At 68.0% G+C, this 14,652-nt stretch carries 17 protein-coding genes and 1 pseudogene; 12 read left to right on the top strand and 6 right to left on the bottom strand.

Going from position 1 to position 14,652, the window contains the following annotated elements; translation table 11 throughout:
- Positions 1-9: 9 nt before the first annotated feature.
- The gene (locus ACWY4P_RS32010; RefSeq protein ID WP_456203951.1) at positions 10-315 is read right to left on the bottom strand and encodes a hypothetical protein; all 306 of its coding nucleotides are present in this window, start codon (positions 313-315) and stop codon (positions 10-12) included.
- Positions 312-482 carry a hypothetical protein gene (locus ACWY4P_RS32005; protein ID WP_456203950.1) on the bottom strand — a complete coding sequence of 57 codons (171 nt, stop codon included), beginning with the start codon at positions 480-482 and terminating at the stop codon, positions 312-314. The genes ACWY4P_RS32010 and ACWY4P_RS32005 overlap by 4 nt, the downstream gene beginning before the upstream one ends.
- A gap of 550 nt (positions 483-1,032) precedes the next feature.
- On the opposite strand from ACWY4P_RS32005, the gene ACWY4P_RS32000 reads away from it, so the two are divergent.
- The 7 genes and pseudogenes from ACWY4P_RS32000 to ACWY4P_RS31970 all read left to right on the top strand — a co-directional run bounded on the left by ACWY4P_RS32000 (position 1,033) and on the right by ACWY4P_RS31970 (position 4,475).
- Positions 1,033-1,251 (top strand): hypothetical protein, encoded by a 219-nt coding sequence (locus ACWY4P_RS32000; protein ID WP_456203949.1) that lies wholly within the window; start codon positions 1,033-1,035, stop codon positions 1,249-1,251.
- Positions 1,232-1,768 (top strand): DUF6879 family protein, encoded by a 537-nt coding sequence (locus ACWY4P_RS31995; protein WP_456203948.1) that lies wholly within the window; start codon positions 1,232-1,234, stop codon positions 1,766-1,768. Before ACWY4P_RS32000 ends, ACWY4P_RS31995 begins: the two co-directional genes overlap by 20 nt.
- Positions 1,752-2,609, top strand: a complete 858-nt coding sequence (locus tag ACWY4P_RS31990; protein ID WP_456203947.1) for a helix-turn-helix domain-containing protein — start codon at positions 1,752-1,754, stop codon at positions 2,607-2,609. The genes ACWY4P_RS31995 and ACWY4P_RS31990 overlap by 17 nt, the downstream gene beginning before the upstream one ends.
- Positions 2,610-2,770: 161 nt before the next feature.
- Positions 2,771-2,941: a hypothetical protein gene (locus ACWY4P_RS31985; protein WP_456203946.1), complete on the top strand. Its 171-nt coding sequence runs from the start codon at positions 2,771-2,773 to the stop codon at positions 2,939-2,941.
- Positions 2,942-3,035: 94 nt separating this feature from the next.
- Positions 3,036-3,260 carry a DUF397 domain-containing protein gene (locus tag ACWY4P_RS31980; RefSeq protein ID WP_456203945.1) on the top strand — a complete coding sequence of 75 codons (225 nt, stop codon included), beginning with the start codon at positions 3,036-3,038 and terminating at the stop codon, positions 3,258-3,260.
- 95 nt (positions 3,261-3,355) lie between these two features.
- Positions 3,356-3,823, top strand: coding sequence for a hypothetical protein (locus ACWY4P_RS31975; protein WP_456203944.1), 468 nt, complete (start codon positions 3,356-3,358; stop codon positions 3,821-3,823).
- Between the two features lie 68 nt (positions 3,824-3,891).
- Positions 3,892-4,475 (top strand): annotated as a pseudogene (locus ACWY4P_RS31970) (class I SAM-dependent methyltransferase).
- Positions 4,476-4,543: 68 nt separating this feature from the next.
- Here the strand turns inward: ACWY4P_RS31970 and ACWY4P_RS31965 are convergent.
- Positions 4,544-5,701 (bottom strand): acyl-CoA dehydrogenase, encoded by a 1,158-nt coding sequence (locus ACWY4P_RS31965; protein WP_456203943.1) that lies wholly within the window; start codon positions 5,699-5,701, stop codon positions 4,544-4,546.
- A 207-nt stretch (positions 5,702-5,908) separates the two neighbouring features.
- On the opposite strand from ACWY4P_RS31965, the gene ACWY4P_RS31960 reads away from it, so the two are divergent.
- On the top strand, positions 5,909-7,249 hold the full coding sequence (locus ACWY4P_RS31960; RefSeq protein ID WP_456203942.1) for a UDP-glucose dehydrogenase family protein: 1,341 nt from the start codon (positions 5,909-5,911) through the stop codon (positions 7,247-7,249).
- 28 nt (positions 7,250-7,277) lie between these two features.
- On the opposite strand, the gene ACWY4P_RS31955 is transcribed toward ACWY4P_RS31960, so the two are convergent.
- The 3 genes from ACWY4P_RS31955 to ACWY4P_RS31945 all read right to left on the bottom strand — a co-directional run bounded on the left by ACWY4P_RS31955 (position 7,278) and on the right by ACWY4P_RS31945 (position 10,233).
- A complete protein-coding gene (locus tag ACWY4P_RS31955; RefSeq protein ID WP_456203941.1) occupies positions 7,278-8,474 on the bottom strand; it encodes a dipeptidase in 1,197 nt (398 codons plus the stop codon).
- A 101-nt stretch (positions 8,475-8,575) separates the two neighbouring features.
- Complete coding sequence (gene purE / locus ACWY4P_RS31950) at positions 8,576-9,118, bottom strand: 5-(carboxyamino)imidazole ribonucleotide mutase (protein ID WP_456203940.1); 543 nt, start codon at positions 9,116-9,118, stop codon at positions 8,576-8,578.
- Positions 9,115-10,233 carry a 5-(carboxyamino)imidazole ribonucleotide synthase gene (locus tag ACWY4P_RS31945; protein ID WP_456213133.1) on the bottom strand — a complete coding sequence of 373 codons (1,119 nt, stop codon included), beginning with the start codon at positions 10,231-10,233 and terminating at the stop codon, positions 9,115-9,117. The genes purE and ACWY4P_RS31945 overlap by 4 nt, the downstream gene beginning before the upstream one ends.
- Positions 10,234-10,429: 196 nt before the next feature.
- On the opposite strand from ACWY4P_RS31945, the gene ACWY4P_RS31940 reads away from it, so the two are divergent.
- From ACWY4P_RS31940 to ACWY4P_RS31925, 4 genes are all read left to right on the top strand, one after another.
- On the top strand, positions 10,430-11,986 hold the full coding sequence (locus tag ACWY4P_RS31940; RefSeq protein ID WP_456203939.1) for a peptidoglycan-binding protein: 1,557 nt from the start codon (positions 10,430-10,432) through the stop codon (positions 11,984-11,986).
- 2 nt (positions 11,987-11,988) lie between these two features.
- Complete coding sequence (locus ACWY4P_RS31935) at positions 11,989-12,528, top strand: protease inhibitor I42 family protein (RefSeq protein WP_456203938.1); 540 nt, start codon at positions 11,989-11,991, stop codon at positions 12,526-12,528.
- Positions 12,529-12,645: 117 nt separating this feature from the next.
- On the top strand, positions 12,646-13,014 hold the full coding sequence (locus ACWY4P_RS31930) for a hypothetical protein (protein WP_456203937.1): 369 nt from the start codon (positions 12,646-12,648) through the stop codon (positions 13,012-13,014).
- A gap of 14 nt (positions 13,015-13,028) precedes the next feature.
- Positions 13,029-14,633, top strand: a complete 1,605-nt coding sequence (locus tag ACWY4P_RS31925; RefSeq protein WP_456203936.1) for a peptidoglycan-binding protein — start codon at positions 13,029-13,031, stop codon at positions 14,631-14,633.
- Positions 14,634-14,652: the final 19 nt, after the last annotated feature.

The following is a 14,652-nucleotide window of genomic DNA, read 5'->3' as shown; positions in this document are numbered from 1 at the left end:
GTTTCCGCATCAATGTGGCGCTTCGACGACCAGGAACAGCGACAGGTTCCACCGACCGAGCCCTCCCGGGCACTCGTCATCGGGAAAGGGGTGACTTCTCGCGCGCTCGGGAAACCTGACGTTCCCGGCGTCGGTCATCCACTCCTGCCCGCCCCTCTCCGGCCGGAGGAACGCGACACGCGGGCCCTGCATCCGGTGATCAAAGGCCAGTTCACTGACCTCATGGATGGCTTGGAGAACGCCCACGCGCCCCGTTACAGCGCCGTAGGCCTCCTGGCCCGGTTGAGGGCCCTTGTAGAGCACCGGCTCCTTCACGCGGGCACCCCCCATCGGGCCGTCCCGTCCGGCACATCGTGGGACGAGTGGCAACGACGCAGAAGTTCGTAATCGGCCGCTGCCGAGTAGTTCCCGTCCTGCTTCGCCTTCTCCCGCAGCGCCGTGTACTTCTGGCACCCCGCACATGCCCTGGTCCCGCCGGTCATGCCGCGCTCCCCGCCCAAGGTGTTTGTCGATCTTCTTCTTCAGCTCCTCCGCGCGCTGCTCCAACTCCCTCGGAGTGGGGCGCTCGCCGCTGCCCTGCTGTTCCTCCGGCCGCGCCGGAGGCGTGTCCCCGCTCACCGGTCAAAGGTCCTTCGGCCAAGGAGGTTGAGGGTGGGTGTGGCCACAGCCCCTGGCGTCGCGCCGGGGCGGTGCCGCGAGCCCCTACGGCAGGTTGCGCGCCATGACAATTCCGCTGGACCTGGTTCGTGCCTTCATAGATGCTTTACGGCGTGCAGTGCCCTGACCTGCATGAACATGCCCATCAAGGGGTGCTTTCCCAGCATCTCCCCGTGATCATTTCTGGGGGCCGACCTGACGCCCCTGGTCATGCACCGATCGTGCGCCCCACCTGCGTAGTGGCTGGCCAAGTCACCTTCTGCCGTAACTCGCACCCACGGTTCCATGCGACAACGTGACTGGACTGCGGGCCACCCTTGCCGGGAGGTTATTACCGTCCGTAGCTTATCGACCACACAGACCGGAGGTGTCTCAGTGGACGAACTGCGGATGATAGCCGGCGGACCGTGCAGGAGCGGCGACGACGACAAGTGCGGGAACGGCGACTGCCCGACCGTGTACGCCACACCGGAACCCGGCATGTTGGCGATCCAGGGATACGACGTGACCCACCCGACGCCCGATGGCGAATCGGTCGTGTTGATCCCGGAAGACGTTCTGAAGGAGGCGGCCCGTGCCCGTGGATGGCTCTAGCCCTGTACGGCTGGACGGCGACGAGTGGCAGGCGTACTTCCGCGACTTCAAGCGTTCCGCCTTCCGGCTCGAAGTGCACCAGATGTACACCATGCCCGCCGAGGCTGAGACGGTCCGCGACTTCCTCGCCGGAGCCCAGAAGCCGGACGGCTTCAACGCGTCGTGGCACCAGACGATCCGAGACCACGCGGCGGCCGGGCGGACGATGACCCGCGCCAAGATCGTGCGCCGACCGCTCACGTCGTACAGCCGGTATCTGTTCGAGTGGTGCATCCCCGGAAATGTGACAGCCGGGGAAGACTACCAAATAGTCGATTTGACCGACCGACCGAATCCCGGACTTCCGGAACAAGACTTCTGGATGTTCGACGAATCGATAGTCGTGCACCTCAACTACCGTTCCGATGGAACACAGATCAACCGCGAACTGATCCAAGACCCAGACATGGGCAAGTATCTCGCATGGCGGGATCTCGCCCTGGAAAGCGCCGTACCGTTCAGTGCCTATCGAGCCTGAAACACAAGCACGGGAACGGAAGGATCTAGCGGAGGTCCTGCGGGATCTCCGCCGGGCTTCCGGTCTCAGCGGTGAACGACTAGCGATTCGCTGCAACATGAGCCAAACGAAGATCAGCCGTATCGAGACTGGTCGTGCACTGCCCACGGTTATTGACGTTGAGCGAATTCTTAAGGCTCTTGCCGTGCCCGATGAGGTTGCCGACGAGCTTCTACGGCTGGCGCGCAGAGCCAATGTTGATTACGCATCTTGGCGGGCACATGCGCGTGTTGGCCTCCATCACAAGCAAGCCGAGTTGAAGGCGCTTGAGTCCTCTTCGCGGGTGATGCGGCACTTCCTGCCCGCCATCCCTACGGGTCTCCTGCATGTCCGTGAGTACGCCATTGAGACGCTGTCACCCACCGTGGCCAGTGACCCGGCAAGGGACGTTTCCAGGGCTGTGCAGGCCCGCATAGACCGCCAGGCCATCTTGGACGACGCGTCACGGTCGTTCTGGTTCCTGATGACCGAGCAGGCTGTGAAGTGGCAGCGAGCAAGCCCCGGAGCCATGGCGGCGCAGTGTGCGCACATGGCGGAGGTCAATGGAAAGCCCAACGTCGAGATAGCGATAGTTCCGCAGGGAGTGCAGGTTCCAGGCACCCCTATGAATATCTTCGTTATCTACGACGACCGCCTCGTGACGGTCGAACTGTTCTCTGGGGAAGTCGTCCTGCGCGACCCCAGGGATATCACTCAACACCTGAATCTGTTCGACCTCTTCTGGTCTCACGCCCTCATAGGCGAGGCCGCTACGGTGTTTCTGAATGAGACGTCAGAGGCTTTTAGGCGTCAACGTAACTAGCCCTTCTTTTACTTCTGTTGGCGCCCGATGATGGATTCATGGCGAGCGAAGAGAAGGCCCCGCAAGATTGGCGTCTTGACCCGATCTCAAGCCGAAAGGCGTATTCGGGATGATGCCGGAAACGTGCGGGCCCCATGTGGATCACTCGTAATGGGAAGCACATGGTCGACACGGAAATGGTTCTGCTGCCCTTCGAAGCGGAGTTGTTGAGTGAACGGCTGGCCGACGCTATCGGTAGCGCTCGCTCGATCATGCAGGAACTGTTTCACCGTCACGCCGTTGCCGAAGGGCCGGGCGTGACCGTCGTTTCCAAGATTCGCCACTCCGCCTGAGACGGCATCTCAGACCCTCCCGTGACTTCCGCCCGGCAAGGGGCGGGAGGACAGTCCCGCCCTGGGACTGTCAGACGATCAGGAAGGCACACCCATGATCGACGGACAGAAGCTGTACGCGCTCGACATTGGCGGCGCGGAGTTCGTGAAGGCGTGCGGCGGCCCGTGCACCGAAGGGTGCGTGACCCTGGCGAAGACCGGCGATGACGCGTGGGCGCTGGGTGACAGTAAGCGTCCCGACATGCCCGCGCTGCGGTTCACCACGGCCGAGCTGGACGCGGCCGGTATCGACCCGGCGCGCTTCGGCGTCTCCGCCTGACCTTCCCCGTGTCCCCGGCCGGTCTCCGTCCCCCTCCAACAGGCGGGGCTCGGCCGGGCTCCACTCCTCACTAATTCCCCCAAAGGGGACGACGATTGCACCACCATGGGTATCTGTGGACCGGTCCGAAACAGCGGTTTGATGAGGAGGCGCTGCGGCGGCCTCCGCATCCTGATGCGCCCCCGTCCGACGGCAGGCCAGAGCTGATCCAGCGCTATCGGGAAGTGAAGGCGGAGTTTCCCGTCGTGGACTTGCCGCCGCTGGAAACGGCGTACTGGCTGATCAAACCGGGGAAGCTGGTCCGGGGAACGTGGCAGGAGCCGAAGGAAGCAGCGGAATGGCTCGGGGAACGGCTTGCCGAGTACGCGCCCCGGTTCGCCTCCGAGGCAGACCGCGGCAGCACGCGCCTGGCGATACTGCTTAACTCCGCCGCTGAGCGGCTGGGTTGGGGTGGGGATGTGTCGCAGGGCTTCTACTTGGAGCGGCCCTCGTTCCTGTCCCTGGCCTTGGTGTGCTGCTCCCCTAATCGGGCAATGCCCGAACTGACGTGTCCGCTCGGGTAGCGAAGCAACAAACAAGCCTAAAGGCTGTCCGGGTGTCCTCGCCTTCCCCTCGGGCGGGGACACAAACCATCCGTGAAGACCGAGGACGACAGTTACCCGCACAGCACGACATCGACTCCGAACGCGAACTCTGGGATGCATTCGCGGAGAGCACCAAGGACAAGGCACTGACGGCCGACCCGGTGTTCTGCTGGACCCAGTACGCCGGACACGGGCCCGGTCCGGAACTGCTGGGATCACCGAGAACGGCACTGGAAATCGGCTGCGGCACCGGGCGTGCCCTGGCGTTCCTGCTCAACCAGGGAGTCAAGGTCACTGGCCTGGATCTGTCACCGGTCGCGGTCAAGCACCTGACCGAACGCTGGGGATCGACGGGCGCGGAGTTCATCTGCGCGGAAGTGCTTGATCACTTGGCGGCGAGCACGAACACGTACGACGCGATCTATTCGATTTTCGGGGCCGTCTGGTTCACCGACCCGGTGAAGCTTCTTCCGCTGATCGCGCAGCGGCTCACCCCGCGCGGCACCCTGGCCTTCTCCCAGCCCCCGGCCATCCCGCCAAGAGTGGTTTCCGGGACATCGATGCGACCGTCCTGGCCGCTCCGACAGAGGGACACATCGGAACCCTGATCGTACGCGGCGTAAAACAGTGATCTTCCAGCACAGACCTGTGCAAATACGAGCGCCCCTGCCGGAGATGGCAGGGGCACTCTCTCGGCTGCTACGGCAGGTTGCGCGCCATCACGATGCGCTGGACCTGGTTGGTGCCCTCGTAAATCTGCGTGATCTTGGCGTCCCGCATCATGCGCTCGACCGGGTAGTCGCGGGTGTAGCCGTAGCCGCCGAGGAGCTGGACGGCGTCGGTGGTGATCTCCATGGCGGCGTCGGAGGCGTAGCACTTGGCGGCGGCGCCGAAAAAGGTGAGGTCGGAGTCGACGCGCTCGGACTTGGCGGCGGCGGCGTACGTCAGCTGGCGGGCGGCCTCGAGCTTCATGGCCATGTCGGCGAGCATGAACTGGATGCCCTGGAAGTCGGCGATGGGCTTGCCGAACTGCTTGCGCTCCTGGACATAGCCCTTGGCGTAGTCGAGGGCGCCCTGGGCGATGCCGATGGCCTGGGCGGCGATGGTGATGCGGGTGTGGTCGAGGGTCTTCATGGCGGTGGCGAAGCCCGTGCCCTCCTCACCGATCATGCGGTCGGCGGGGATGCGGACGTTGTCGAGGTAGACCTCGCGGGTCGGGGAGCCCTTGATGCCGAGCTTCTTCTCGGGGGCGCCGAAGGAGACGCCCGGATCGGACTTCTCGACGACGAAGGCGGATATGCCCTTCGAGCGCTTCTCGGGGTCGGTCACGGCCATGACGGTGTAGTACTCGGAGACCCCGGCGTTGGTGATCCAGCGCTTGACGCCGTTGAGGACGTAGTGGTCGCCGTCGCGGACGGCCTTGGTCTTCATGCCGACCGCGTCCGAGCCCGCGTCCGGCTCGCTCAGGCAGTACGAGAACATCGCGTCGCCCTTGGCCAGCGGCGCCAGGTACTTCTTCTTCAGCTCCTCGGAGCCGGAGAGGATCACCGGGAGGGAGCCCAGCTTGTTGACGGCCGGGATCAGGGAGGAGGACGCGCAGACGCGGGCGACCTCCTCGATGACGATCACGGTCGCGAGGGCGTCCGCGCCCGCGCCGCCGTACGACTCGGGTACGTGCACCGCGTGCAGGTCATTGGCGACCAGGGCGTCCAGCGCCTCCTGAGGGAACCGGCCCTCCTCGTCGACCTCTGCCGCATGGGGGGCGATCTTCGCCTCGGCGAGCGCGCGCACCGACTCGCGGAGCATCTCGTGCTCCTCCAGCGGCCGGTACAGGTCGAAGTCCATGGAACTCGCCAAGATCTTCTCACTCCCCTGAGTGCTAACTACCGTTAAGTAACTGAATTCTAGAGCGCCGTCCGAAGCAGGTACAGGTGACTTTGCCGACAGCGGACGGCAGGGAGCGGCCTGGAGAGGGACAAGGAGAGGGGCAGCGGATCGGAGCTCGCGCCGGCGCGCGACTATGCTCATGCAGCGCATCCCGCCCGCACGCCTACAGGAGCACGCATGGCCCTCAAGATCACCGTGATCGGCACCGGCTACCTGGGCGCCACGCACGCCGCGGCCATGGCCGAGCTCGGCTACGAGGTGCTTGGCCTGGACATCGTCCCCGAGAAGATCGAGATGCTCGCGGCGGGCAAGGTGCCGATGTACGAGCCGGGTCTGGAGGAGCTGCTGCGGCGGCATGTCGCGGGGTTCGAGGGAACCACCGGGCGGCTGCGCTTCACCACCTCCTACGAGGAGGTCGGCGAGTTCGGCGATATCCACTTCATCTGCGTGAACACTCCGCAGAAGCACGGCGAGTACGCGTGTGACATGAGTTACGTGGACGCCGCCGTCGACGCGCTCGCCCCGCATCTGCGCCGCCCCGCTCTGGTCGTCGGCAAGTCCACCGTCCCGGTCGGCAGCGCGGTCCGGCTCGCGGCCCGGCTGGCGGAGCTGGCCCCGGTGGGGGCGGACGCCGAGCTGGCCTGGAACCCGGAGTTCCTGCGCGAGGGCTTCGCCGTGCAGGACACCCTGCACCCGGACCGCATCGTGGTCGGCGTGACGAGCGAGCGGGCCGAGAAGCAGCTGCGCGAGGTGTACGCGACGCCGCTCACCGAGGGCTCGCCGTTCGTCGTCACCGACTACCCGACCGCCGAGCTGGTGAAGACCGCGGCGAACTCCTTCCTCGCGACCAAGATCTCGTTCATCAACGCCATGGCCGAGGTCTGCGAGGCGTCGGACGGCGATGTGGTCAAGCTGGCCGAGGCCATCGGACATGACGAGCGGATCGGCAAGAAGTTCCTGCGGGCCGGGATCGGCTTCGGCGGCGGCTGTCTGCCCAAGGACATCCGGGCCTTCATGGCGCGCGCCGGCGAGCTCGGCGCCGACCAGGCGCTGACCTTCCTGCGCGAGGTCGACTCGATCAACATGCGGCGCCGCGGCCACATGGTCGAGCTGGCCCGCGAGGCCGTCGGCGGCAGCTTCCTCGGCAAGCGCGTCGCGGTGCTGGGGGCCACCTTCAAGCCGGACTCGGACGACGTACGGGACTCCCCCGCGCTCAACGTCGCGGGCCAGATACACCTCCAGGGCGCCCAGGTCACCGTCTTCGACCCCAAGGGCATGGACAACGCGCGCGCCCTCTTCCCGACCCTCGCCTACGCGCCCAGCGCGCTGAAGGCCGCGCAGGGCGCGCACGCGGTGCTGCACCTGACCGAGTGGGCCGAGTTCCGCGAGCTGGACCCGGCGGCGCTGGGCGGGGCCGTCGCGGAGCGCCGGATCCTGGACGGGCGCAACGCGCTCGACCCGGAGCGGTGGCGCGAGGCCGGCTGGACCTACCGGGCGCTGGGCCGCCCCACCGCGTAGCCGCCCCACCGCATAGCCGCCCCCGGCGTCAGGCGTCCGCCGCGTCCAGCTCGTCGATCGTCGCGAGGGAAGGCCCCCGGTGGGCGCTGAGATCCCGCGCCACCGCCTCCGCGTCGCGCACCAGCCGCACCGCGTTCTGCCAGGTCAGCTTGGCCAGGTCGGCCTCGGACCAGCGGCGCTCCAGCAGCTCGGCGATCAGGTTCGGATAGCCCGCGACATCGGCGAGGTCGGCGGGGACGAAGGGCGTGCCGTCGAAGTCGCCGCCGATGCCGAGGTGGTCGATGCCCGCCACCTCCCGCATGTGCTCGAGGTGGTCGGCGACGGTGGCGGCCGTGGCCACCGGTCGGGGGTTGGCCTCCTCGTACGCCTGGTGGACCTTGATCGCCTCGGGCGTGGTGGTCAGCGGGTCCAGGCCGTGGGCGCGCAGGTTCTCCTCCGCCGCCCGCGTCCACGCCACGGCCTCCGGCAGCACGAACTTCGGGACGAACGTGACCATCGCCACACCGCCGTTGGCGGGCAGCTGGGCGAGCACGTCGTCGGGGATGTTGCGCGGGTGGTCGCACACGGCGCGCGACGAGGAGTGCGAGAAGACGACGGGGGCGTCGGTCACCCGCAGCGCGTCCCGCATGGTGTCCGCCGAGACATGCGAGAGGTCGACGAGCATGCCGAGCCGGTTCATCTCCCGGACGACCTCCTCACCGAAGCGGGTGAGGCCATGGGCGCGCGGCTCGTCGGTCGCCGAGTCCGCCCATGGGATGTTGTCGTTGTGCGTGAGCGTCATGTAGCGCACGCCGAGCTCGTACAGCGCGCGCAGGGTGGCGAGCGAGCTGTTGATGCTGTGGCCGCCCTCCGCGCCCATGAGGGAGGCGATCCGGCCCTCGGCCCGCGCCGCCTCCATGTCGTCCGCGGTGTGGGCGAGCCGCAGGTCGGAGCCGTAGCGGTCGGCCAGCTGCCGCACCGCGTCGATCTGTTCGAGGGTGGCGCTGACCGCCGCGTCGCCGCTGAGGCGCGAGGGGACGTAGACGGACCAGAACTGCGCCCCCACGCCGCCCTCCCGCAGCCGCGGGATGTCGGTGTGCAGATGGGCACGCTGGTCGAGGGCGATATCGCGCCGGTCGAGGTCGTAGCGGACCTGCTCGCGCAGGGCCCACGGGAGGTCGTTGTGGCCGTCGACGACGGGGTGGGCGGCCAGCAGTGCACGGGCTTGCACGAGTCGGTCGGTCATTCCCCCATCCTCTTACGAGGCCCGGTCCAAGTCACGGGGGCCACGGGCAGACGCGCCCCGTGCGCCTCGCGCGTCTCCGGTCGCCCCGGGTGCCCCTCCCGTTACTTCCCGAACTTCCCGAAGCCGAACGAGCCCGCGCTGTCCACCTTGGCCCGCAGCCGCTTGCCCTTCTGCGTCGCCTGCTCGTTCAGCTCCTCCTGGAAGTCACGCATCCGGGCGAGCAGTTCGGTGTCGTGGGCGGCCAGCATGCGGGCGGCCAGCAGCCCGGCGTTGCGGGCGCCGCCGACGGAGACGGTGGCCACGGGCACGCCCGCGGGCATCTGGACGATCGACAGCAGCGAGTCCATCCCGTCCAGGTACTTCAGCGGGACCGGCACGCCGATCACCGGCAGCGGGGTGACGGAGGCCAGCATGCCCGGGAGGTGGGCGGCGCCGCCGGCGCCCGCGATGATCGCCTTGAGACCGCGGGGCGCCGCGTTCTCTCCGTACGCGACCATCTCGCGCGGCATGCGGTGGGCGGAGACGACATCCACCTCGTACGGGATCTCGAACTCGTCGAGGGCCTTCGCCGCCTCCTCCATCACGGGCCAGTCGGAGTCGGAACCCATGACGATGCCGACGACGGGGGCGCTGGGGCTGCTCATTCGGTGATGGTCCCTCGGAGGTAGTCGGCGGCGTGGCGGCCGCGCTCGCGCACGTCGGCCAGGTCGTCGCCGTAGGTGTTGACGTGGCCGACCTTGCGGCCGGGCTTCACATCCTTGCCGTACATATGGATCTTCAGGGCCGGGTCGCGGGCCATGCAGTGCAGATACGCGGTGTACATGTCGGGGAAGTCGCCGCCGAGCACATTGGTCATCACGGTCCATGTGGCGCGCGGGCGCGGGTCGCCGAGCGGCAGGTCGAGCACGGCGCGCACATGGTTGGCGAACTGGGAGGTGACGGCGCCGTCCTGGGTCCAGTGGCCGGAGTTGTGCGGGCGCATCGCCAGTTCGTTGACCAGCAGCCGCCCGTCCCGGGTCTCGAAGAGCTCGACCGCGAGATGGCCGACGACCCCGAGCTCGGCCGCGATCTTCAGCGCCATCTCCTGAGCCTGGCCGGACAGCTCCCCGGAGAGCCCGGGGGCCGGGGCGATGACGGTGTCGCAGACCCCGTCCACCTGGATCGACTCGACGACGGGGTAGGCGACGGCCTGGCCGTGCGGGGACCGTACGACATTGGCGGCGAGCTCGCGGGCGAAGTCGACCTTCTCCTCGGCGAGCACGGGCACCCCGGCGCGGAAGGGCTCGGCTGCCTCCTCGGCGTCGCGGACGACCCACACGCCCTTGCCGTCATAGCCGCCGCGGACCGTCTTCAGGACGACCGGAAAACCGTCACCCTCAGCTGCGAATCGCTCGACGTCGGCGGGGTCGGCCACGATGCGGTGGCGGGGGCAGGGCACCCCGGCCGCGCGCAGCCTCTCCCGCATCACGCCCTTGTCCTGGGCGTGCAGCAGCGCCTCGACTCCGGGGCGGATGGCGACGCCGTCCGCCTCCAGGGCGCGCAGATGCTCGGCCGGGACATGCTCGTGGTCGAAGGTGACCACGTCACAGCCTTGCGCGAAGGCACGAAGGGTCTCCAGGTCGCGGTAGTCGCCCACCACAACGTCGCTGACCACCTGGGCCGCCGAGTCCTGGCGGGTGTCACTGAGCAGCTTGAACCTGATGCCGAGGGGGATGCCCGCCTCGTGGGTCATACGGGCGAGCTGGCCGCCGCCGACCATGCCGACTACCGGGAATGTCACGCCCCCAGGGTAGCTTCCCGGCCAGGCGGGCCCCCGGGTGCGTGGCAAGGGCCCTGACCTCGGCAGACCTATTGGATGTTCCTCCAGAACGTTATGATCTCCGTGCATTCGACATGGACCTGCCGAGCACGGTTTGGCGTGAACCTGCCGCGCGCGTCCTACAGGGGGAAGCCGAATGACGACGCGCAGGCTGAGAGAGAAGTTCACCGACAACCAGGACGGGCTGAAGAAGCTGCACGCGCGCGTCCAGGCGATCCAGGTGGACCCCGATTCCTTCGACGACCAGATGAGGGTCCGCAACGACCTGGCCGGCGCGATCACCGAGGCGCGGGAGTTCTCCGCCCCGCACGGCAGCCCGGACCACATCGACGGCGTCGCGGCGGGCTACCGGAACGCGGCCGCGATCGTGGAGAGGGCTCAGGGAGATCTGAGGAAGGTCGCCAAGGACGGGCTGCCCGCCGTGTGGGTGGGCACCGCCGGGGCGAAAGCGAGCGAGGTCATCAACGCCGCCTCGTACTCCGCCGATCAGATGGCCCAGAAGCTCCAGGAGGCCGTACCCGTGCTGAAGGCCCTCTCCATGGGCATCGGCAAGGCCCAGGCGAGGCACGACTACGGGCTCACCGCGCTCGAAGTTGCGGCGTCGATCCTGAACAACGGCGACCTCATCATGCCGCCCGACGAGCTGCGCGAGGCCAAGACCGCCATCCTCGACGGCGTCTCCTACATGAGCGAGGCCGCCGGCCAGGCCAAGGCGGCCGGCATCGAGGCCCAGAAGGCGCTCACCAAGCTGGCGTCCGAGGCCCGGGCCCGGAAGGTCACCGCCGACGGGCTCACCGACGCCGACCAGCTCGTTCTCGCCGACGCCGCGGCCCCCGGCGGCCCGGCCGACCTCAACGAGATCCTCACCGCCAATGAACTCAAGCGCTCCTCCGAGTTCATGGACAAGATGAACGCGCACGACAAGGCGGAGTTCGACCGGCTGCTCTCCTCCGCCAAGTCCCCGCAGGAGCGGGCGTACCTGATGAAGGCCCTGGCCGCGGGGCACGACGTGAGGGACATCGACCGCTTCGCCCAGCAGATCCACGGCCGGTCCCCGCAGTGGCTGAGCGACCGCCTCACCCCGGTCGTCATCCAGAGCACCGACGCCGGTACCAACTATGTGAACTACCAGGGCGCCAAGTGGGACCAGGGGCCGGACGGGACATGTGTCGCCTCGTCCACCGTCAACGCCCGGGCGATGATCGACCCCCTGTACGCCTTCCGCCTCACGACCGGCGGCCGCCCCGACGACCCCACGTACGACAACCCCATAGCGTTCGCCGACCGCCTCAAGGAGGAGCAGAACCGCGTCCATGCGGAGGGCGGCGGCGATCCCCTTCCCGACGGCGGCATGAACCCCTACGGCCAGCAGCACGTCAACGACGTCGAGGTGGGCGGCCACACCGGCGCCAACTACGCCGAACGGAAGCTGGACAACGCCGCGGAGCGCAACGCGTCCCTGGCCGAGATCGAACGTCACGTCGACAGCGGCGTGCCCGTCCCGGTCGACGTCAAGGGCTCCACCGGCGCCCACGCGATGATGATCGTCGGACACGAGGGCGACCGACTCCAGGTCTACAACCCGAACGGCACGACCACCTGGATCAGCGAGGACGACTTCGTCCACGACAGGATGGGCTACACGACCAACGGCTACTACCCGACCGCCTACTCCGTCTACCTGCCGAAGTGACCATGCGCACCATCACACACCGCCTCTCCGCCCTGCTCGTCTCCTGCCTCGCGCTGGGCGCCACGGGCTGCCAGTCGGACGACGGCTCCCCCGCCAAGTCCGCGGGCCCCTCGTCGTCCTCGCCCTCGTCCTCGACCTCCTCCTCGCCGTCCCCCGACCCGATCCCCACCGGTCTCGGCACGGTCCACCAGGACCGGGCCGACTCCAAGGCCCTGGACCGCACCGAGGGCCCGATCACCGTCAAGCGCGGCGAGCGGTTCTCGATCGCCATGCGGCAGAACATCTCCGCGCGCGCCGACTGGAGCCTGGCCAAGCCCGGCCCGTCATCGGCGGTGCTGCGCAAGGTCGGCGAAAGCTCGTACCAGACCGCCCGTGAGAAGGAACTCATCGGCGGGGGCCACACCAAGTACTTCACCTTCGAGGCGCTGAAAGCCGGACAGGTCCGGATCGTCCTCGCCAACTCCTTCGGCACGGACAAGTCCGCCGGCGGCTACTCCCCCGACCTTCCCCGCACCGTCACCTACCGGGTGACCGTGCGCTGATCCGACGTCCCGGGAGCGGCGTCCATGACCTGCCGGTCCCGGTCTCAGCGACGATGGTTAGGATTCGGCCGTATTTGACGCGGACCAGCCGCGTCCACTTCCTCGGGGGAGGCCTTTATGGGACGGGACAAGGACCTCGGCATCCAGCATGGCGGCACGCTCAGCCAGGGGGAGCGCCTGGGGCTCGCCGCCGACGACATCAAGGCGGCCAAAGGGCTGCTGGAGAAGAGCGATGAGGGCGGGGGGCTCGGCGGGTTCGGCGGCTTCCTCGAACTGCCCTCCTCCCTGATGCACTTCGGCGAGTACGGGGCCGCGCCCGCCTTCAACGAGTTCTCCGACGCCTGGATCGCCGAGTGCAAGACGCTTGAGGGCGCGGTGCGCGAGCTCCAGAAGAAGATCGGGGTCAGTTCGAAGGCGTATCGCGGAACCGACCATGCCAGGGAGAGCGACTTCAGCGCCATCGACCGCTACTCGCAGAACCGCTGAGGGGCAGGGCACACATGGCCGGGCAGGGCGACAAAACGCAGCACAAGTCGCAGGATCAGACCAAGCGACAGAAGCTGGACGCGCTGCACAAGCACGTGCAAGCCCTGAAGCTCGAGGACAAGGGCTTCGCGGCGATCGAGTTCTGCTCGGATCTGTCCGACGCGATCGGCAAGGCACGGGACAGTCCGACGCCCTTCGGTGACCCGGACCACATCGACGGTGTCGCGGCGAGCTACACGCGGGCCGCAGAGCTCTTGGAGTCCGCGCAGGGCGACCTGGGAAAGGTGGCGAAGGCCGGACTGCCCGCGGTGTGGGTGGGCACGGCCGGGGAGAAAGCGAGCGAGGTCGTGGGCGCCGCCTCGCGCTCCACCGACGAGACGGCCGAAAAGCTCCGGGAGGCCGTGCCGGTGCTGCGGCAGCTGGGCATAGATATCGGAGCGGCGCAGGCGACGGACGAATACGCGCGCGTCGCGCTGGACTACGCACAGTCGCTGTGCAGCCCCTTCTTCAGCGACCGCGAACAGCTCCTGGAAGCCAAGAAGGCCGTCCTCGACGGCATCACGTACATGATCGAGGCGGACGACCGGGCCAAGGAGGGCGGGAAGAAGGCGGCGGAAAAGCTCAACAAGCTGGCCGCACAGGCCCGGACCCGGAAGGTCACCGCGAACGGCCTCACCGACGCGGACCGGCTGGTCATCGCCGACGCGGCGGATCCGGGCGGCCCCACGAACCTCAACGAGATCCTCAGCAGCAACGAACTCAAGCGCTCCGCGCAGTTCAGGGACAAGATGAGCGCGCAGGACCAGGCCGAGTTCGACCGGCTGATCTCCCGCGCCAAGTCCCCGCAGGAGGGGGCGTATCTGATGAAGGCCCTGGCCGCCGGATACGACATCAAGACGCTGCGGTCCTTCGGCGAGGACATCCACGGCCGGGACGCGACCTGGCTGCGCGAACACCTCGCGCCGTTCCACACCAGCGGGGACACCAGGATCGGCGTCGACTCGGCGTCCGAGTTCGACGTCCCCGGCGCGAAGGGGGCGGAGTGGACGCAGGGCAAGAACGGCACCTGCGTGTCCTCGTCCACCGTCGCCGCCCGCGCCCTGGTCGACCCCGTCTACACGCTGCGGCTGACCACCGGCGGGCACCCCGGGGACCCGGCGTACGACAGCCCCGCCGCGTTCAAGAAGCGGCTGCTCGACGAGCAGGTACGCGTCCACAAGGAGGGCGACGGCGGCCCCCTCCCCGACGGCGGCATGGACCTGACGGGCAAGAACGAAGTCCTCAACGACGAAATCGCGCCACGCACCGGCTCCAGCTACGAGCAGCGCGAAGTACGCACCCCGGACTCCCGGCGCGAGGCCCTGCCGCTGATCGAGCAGGCGGTGGACGAGGGCAAGCCCGTCCCGATCGGCGTCCAGGGGTTCGACACCGTCGACGGGGAGCGGGTCCCGGTGGGGCACGCGATGATGATCGTGGGCCACGAGGGCGACAAGCTGGAGGTCTACAACCCCTGGGGGTACACCACCTGGGTCAGCGAGGACGACTTCGTCAACAACCACATGGACAAGGCTTCGGACAAGCGCCTGCCCGACGCCTACGAATACAGTCTGCCGAAGTGACCAGCATCACCGTCGCCGG

This window comes from Streptomyces sp. LZ34, from assembly GCF_053890475.1.
This window is presented reverse-complemented; position numbering and strand designations above follow the sequence as displayed.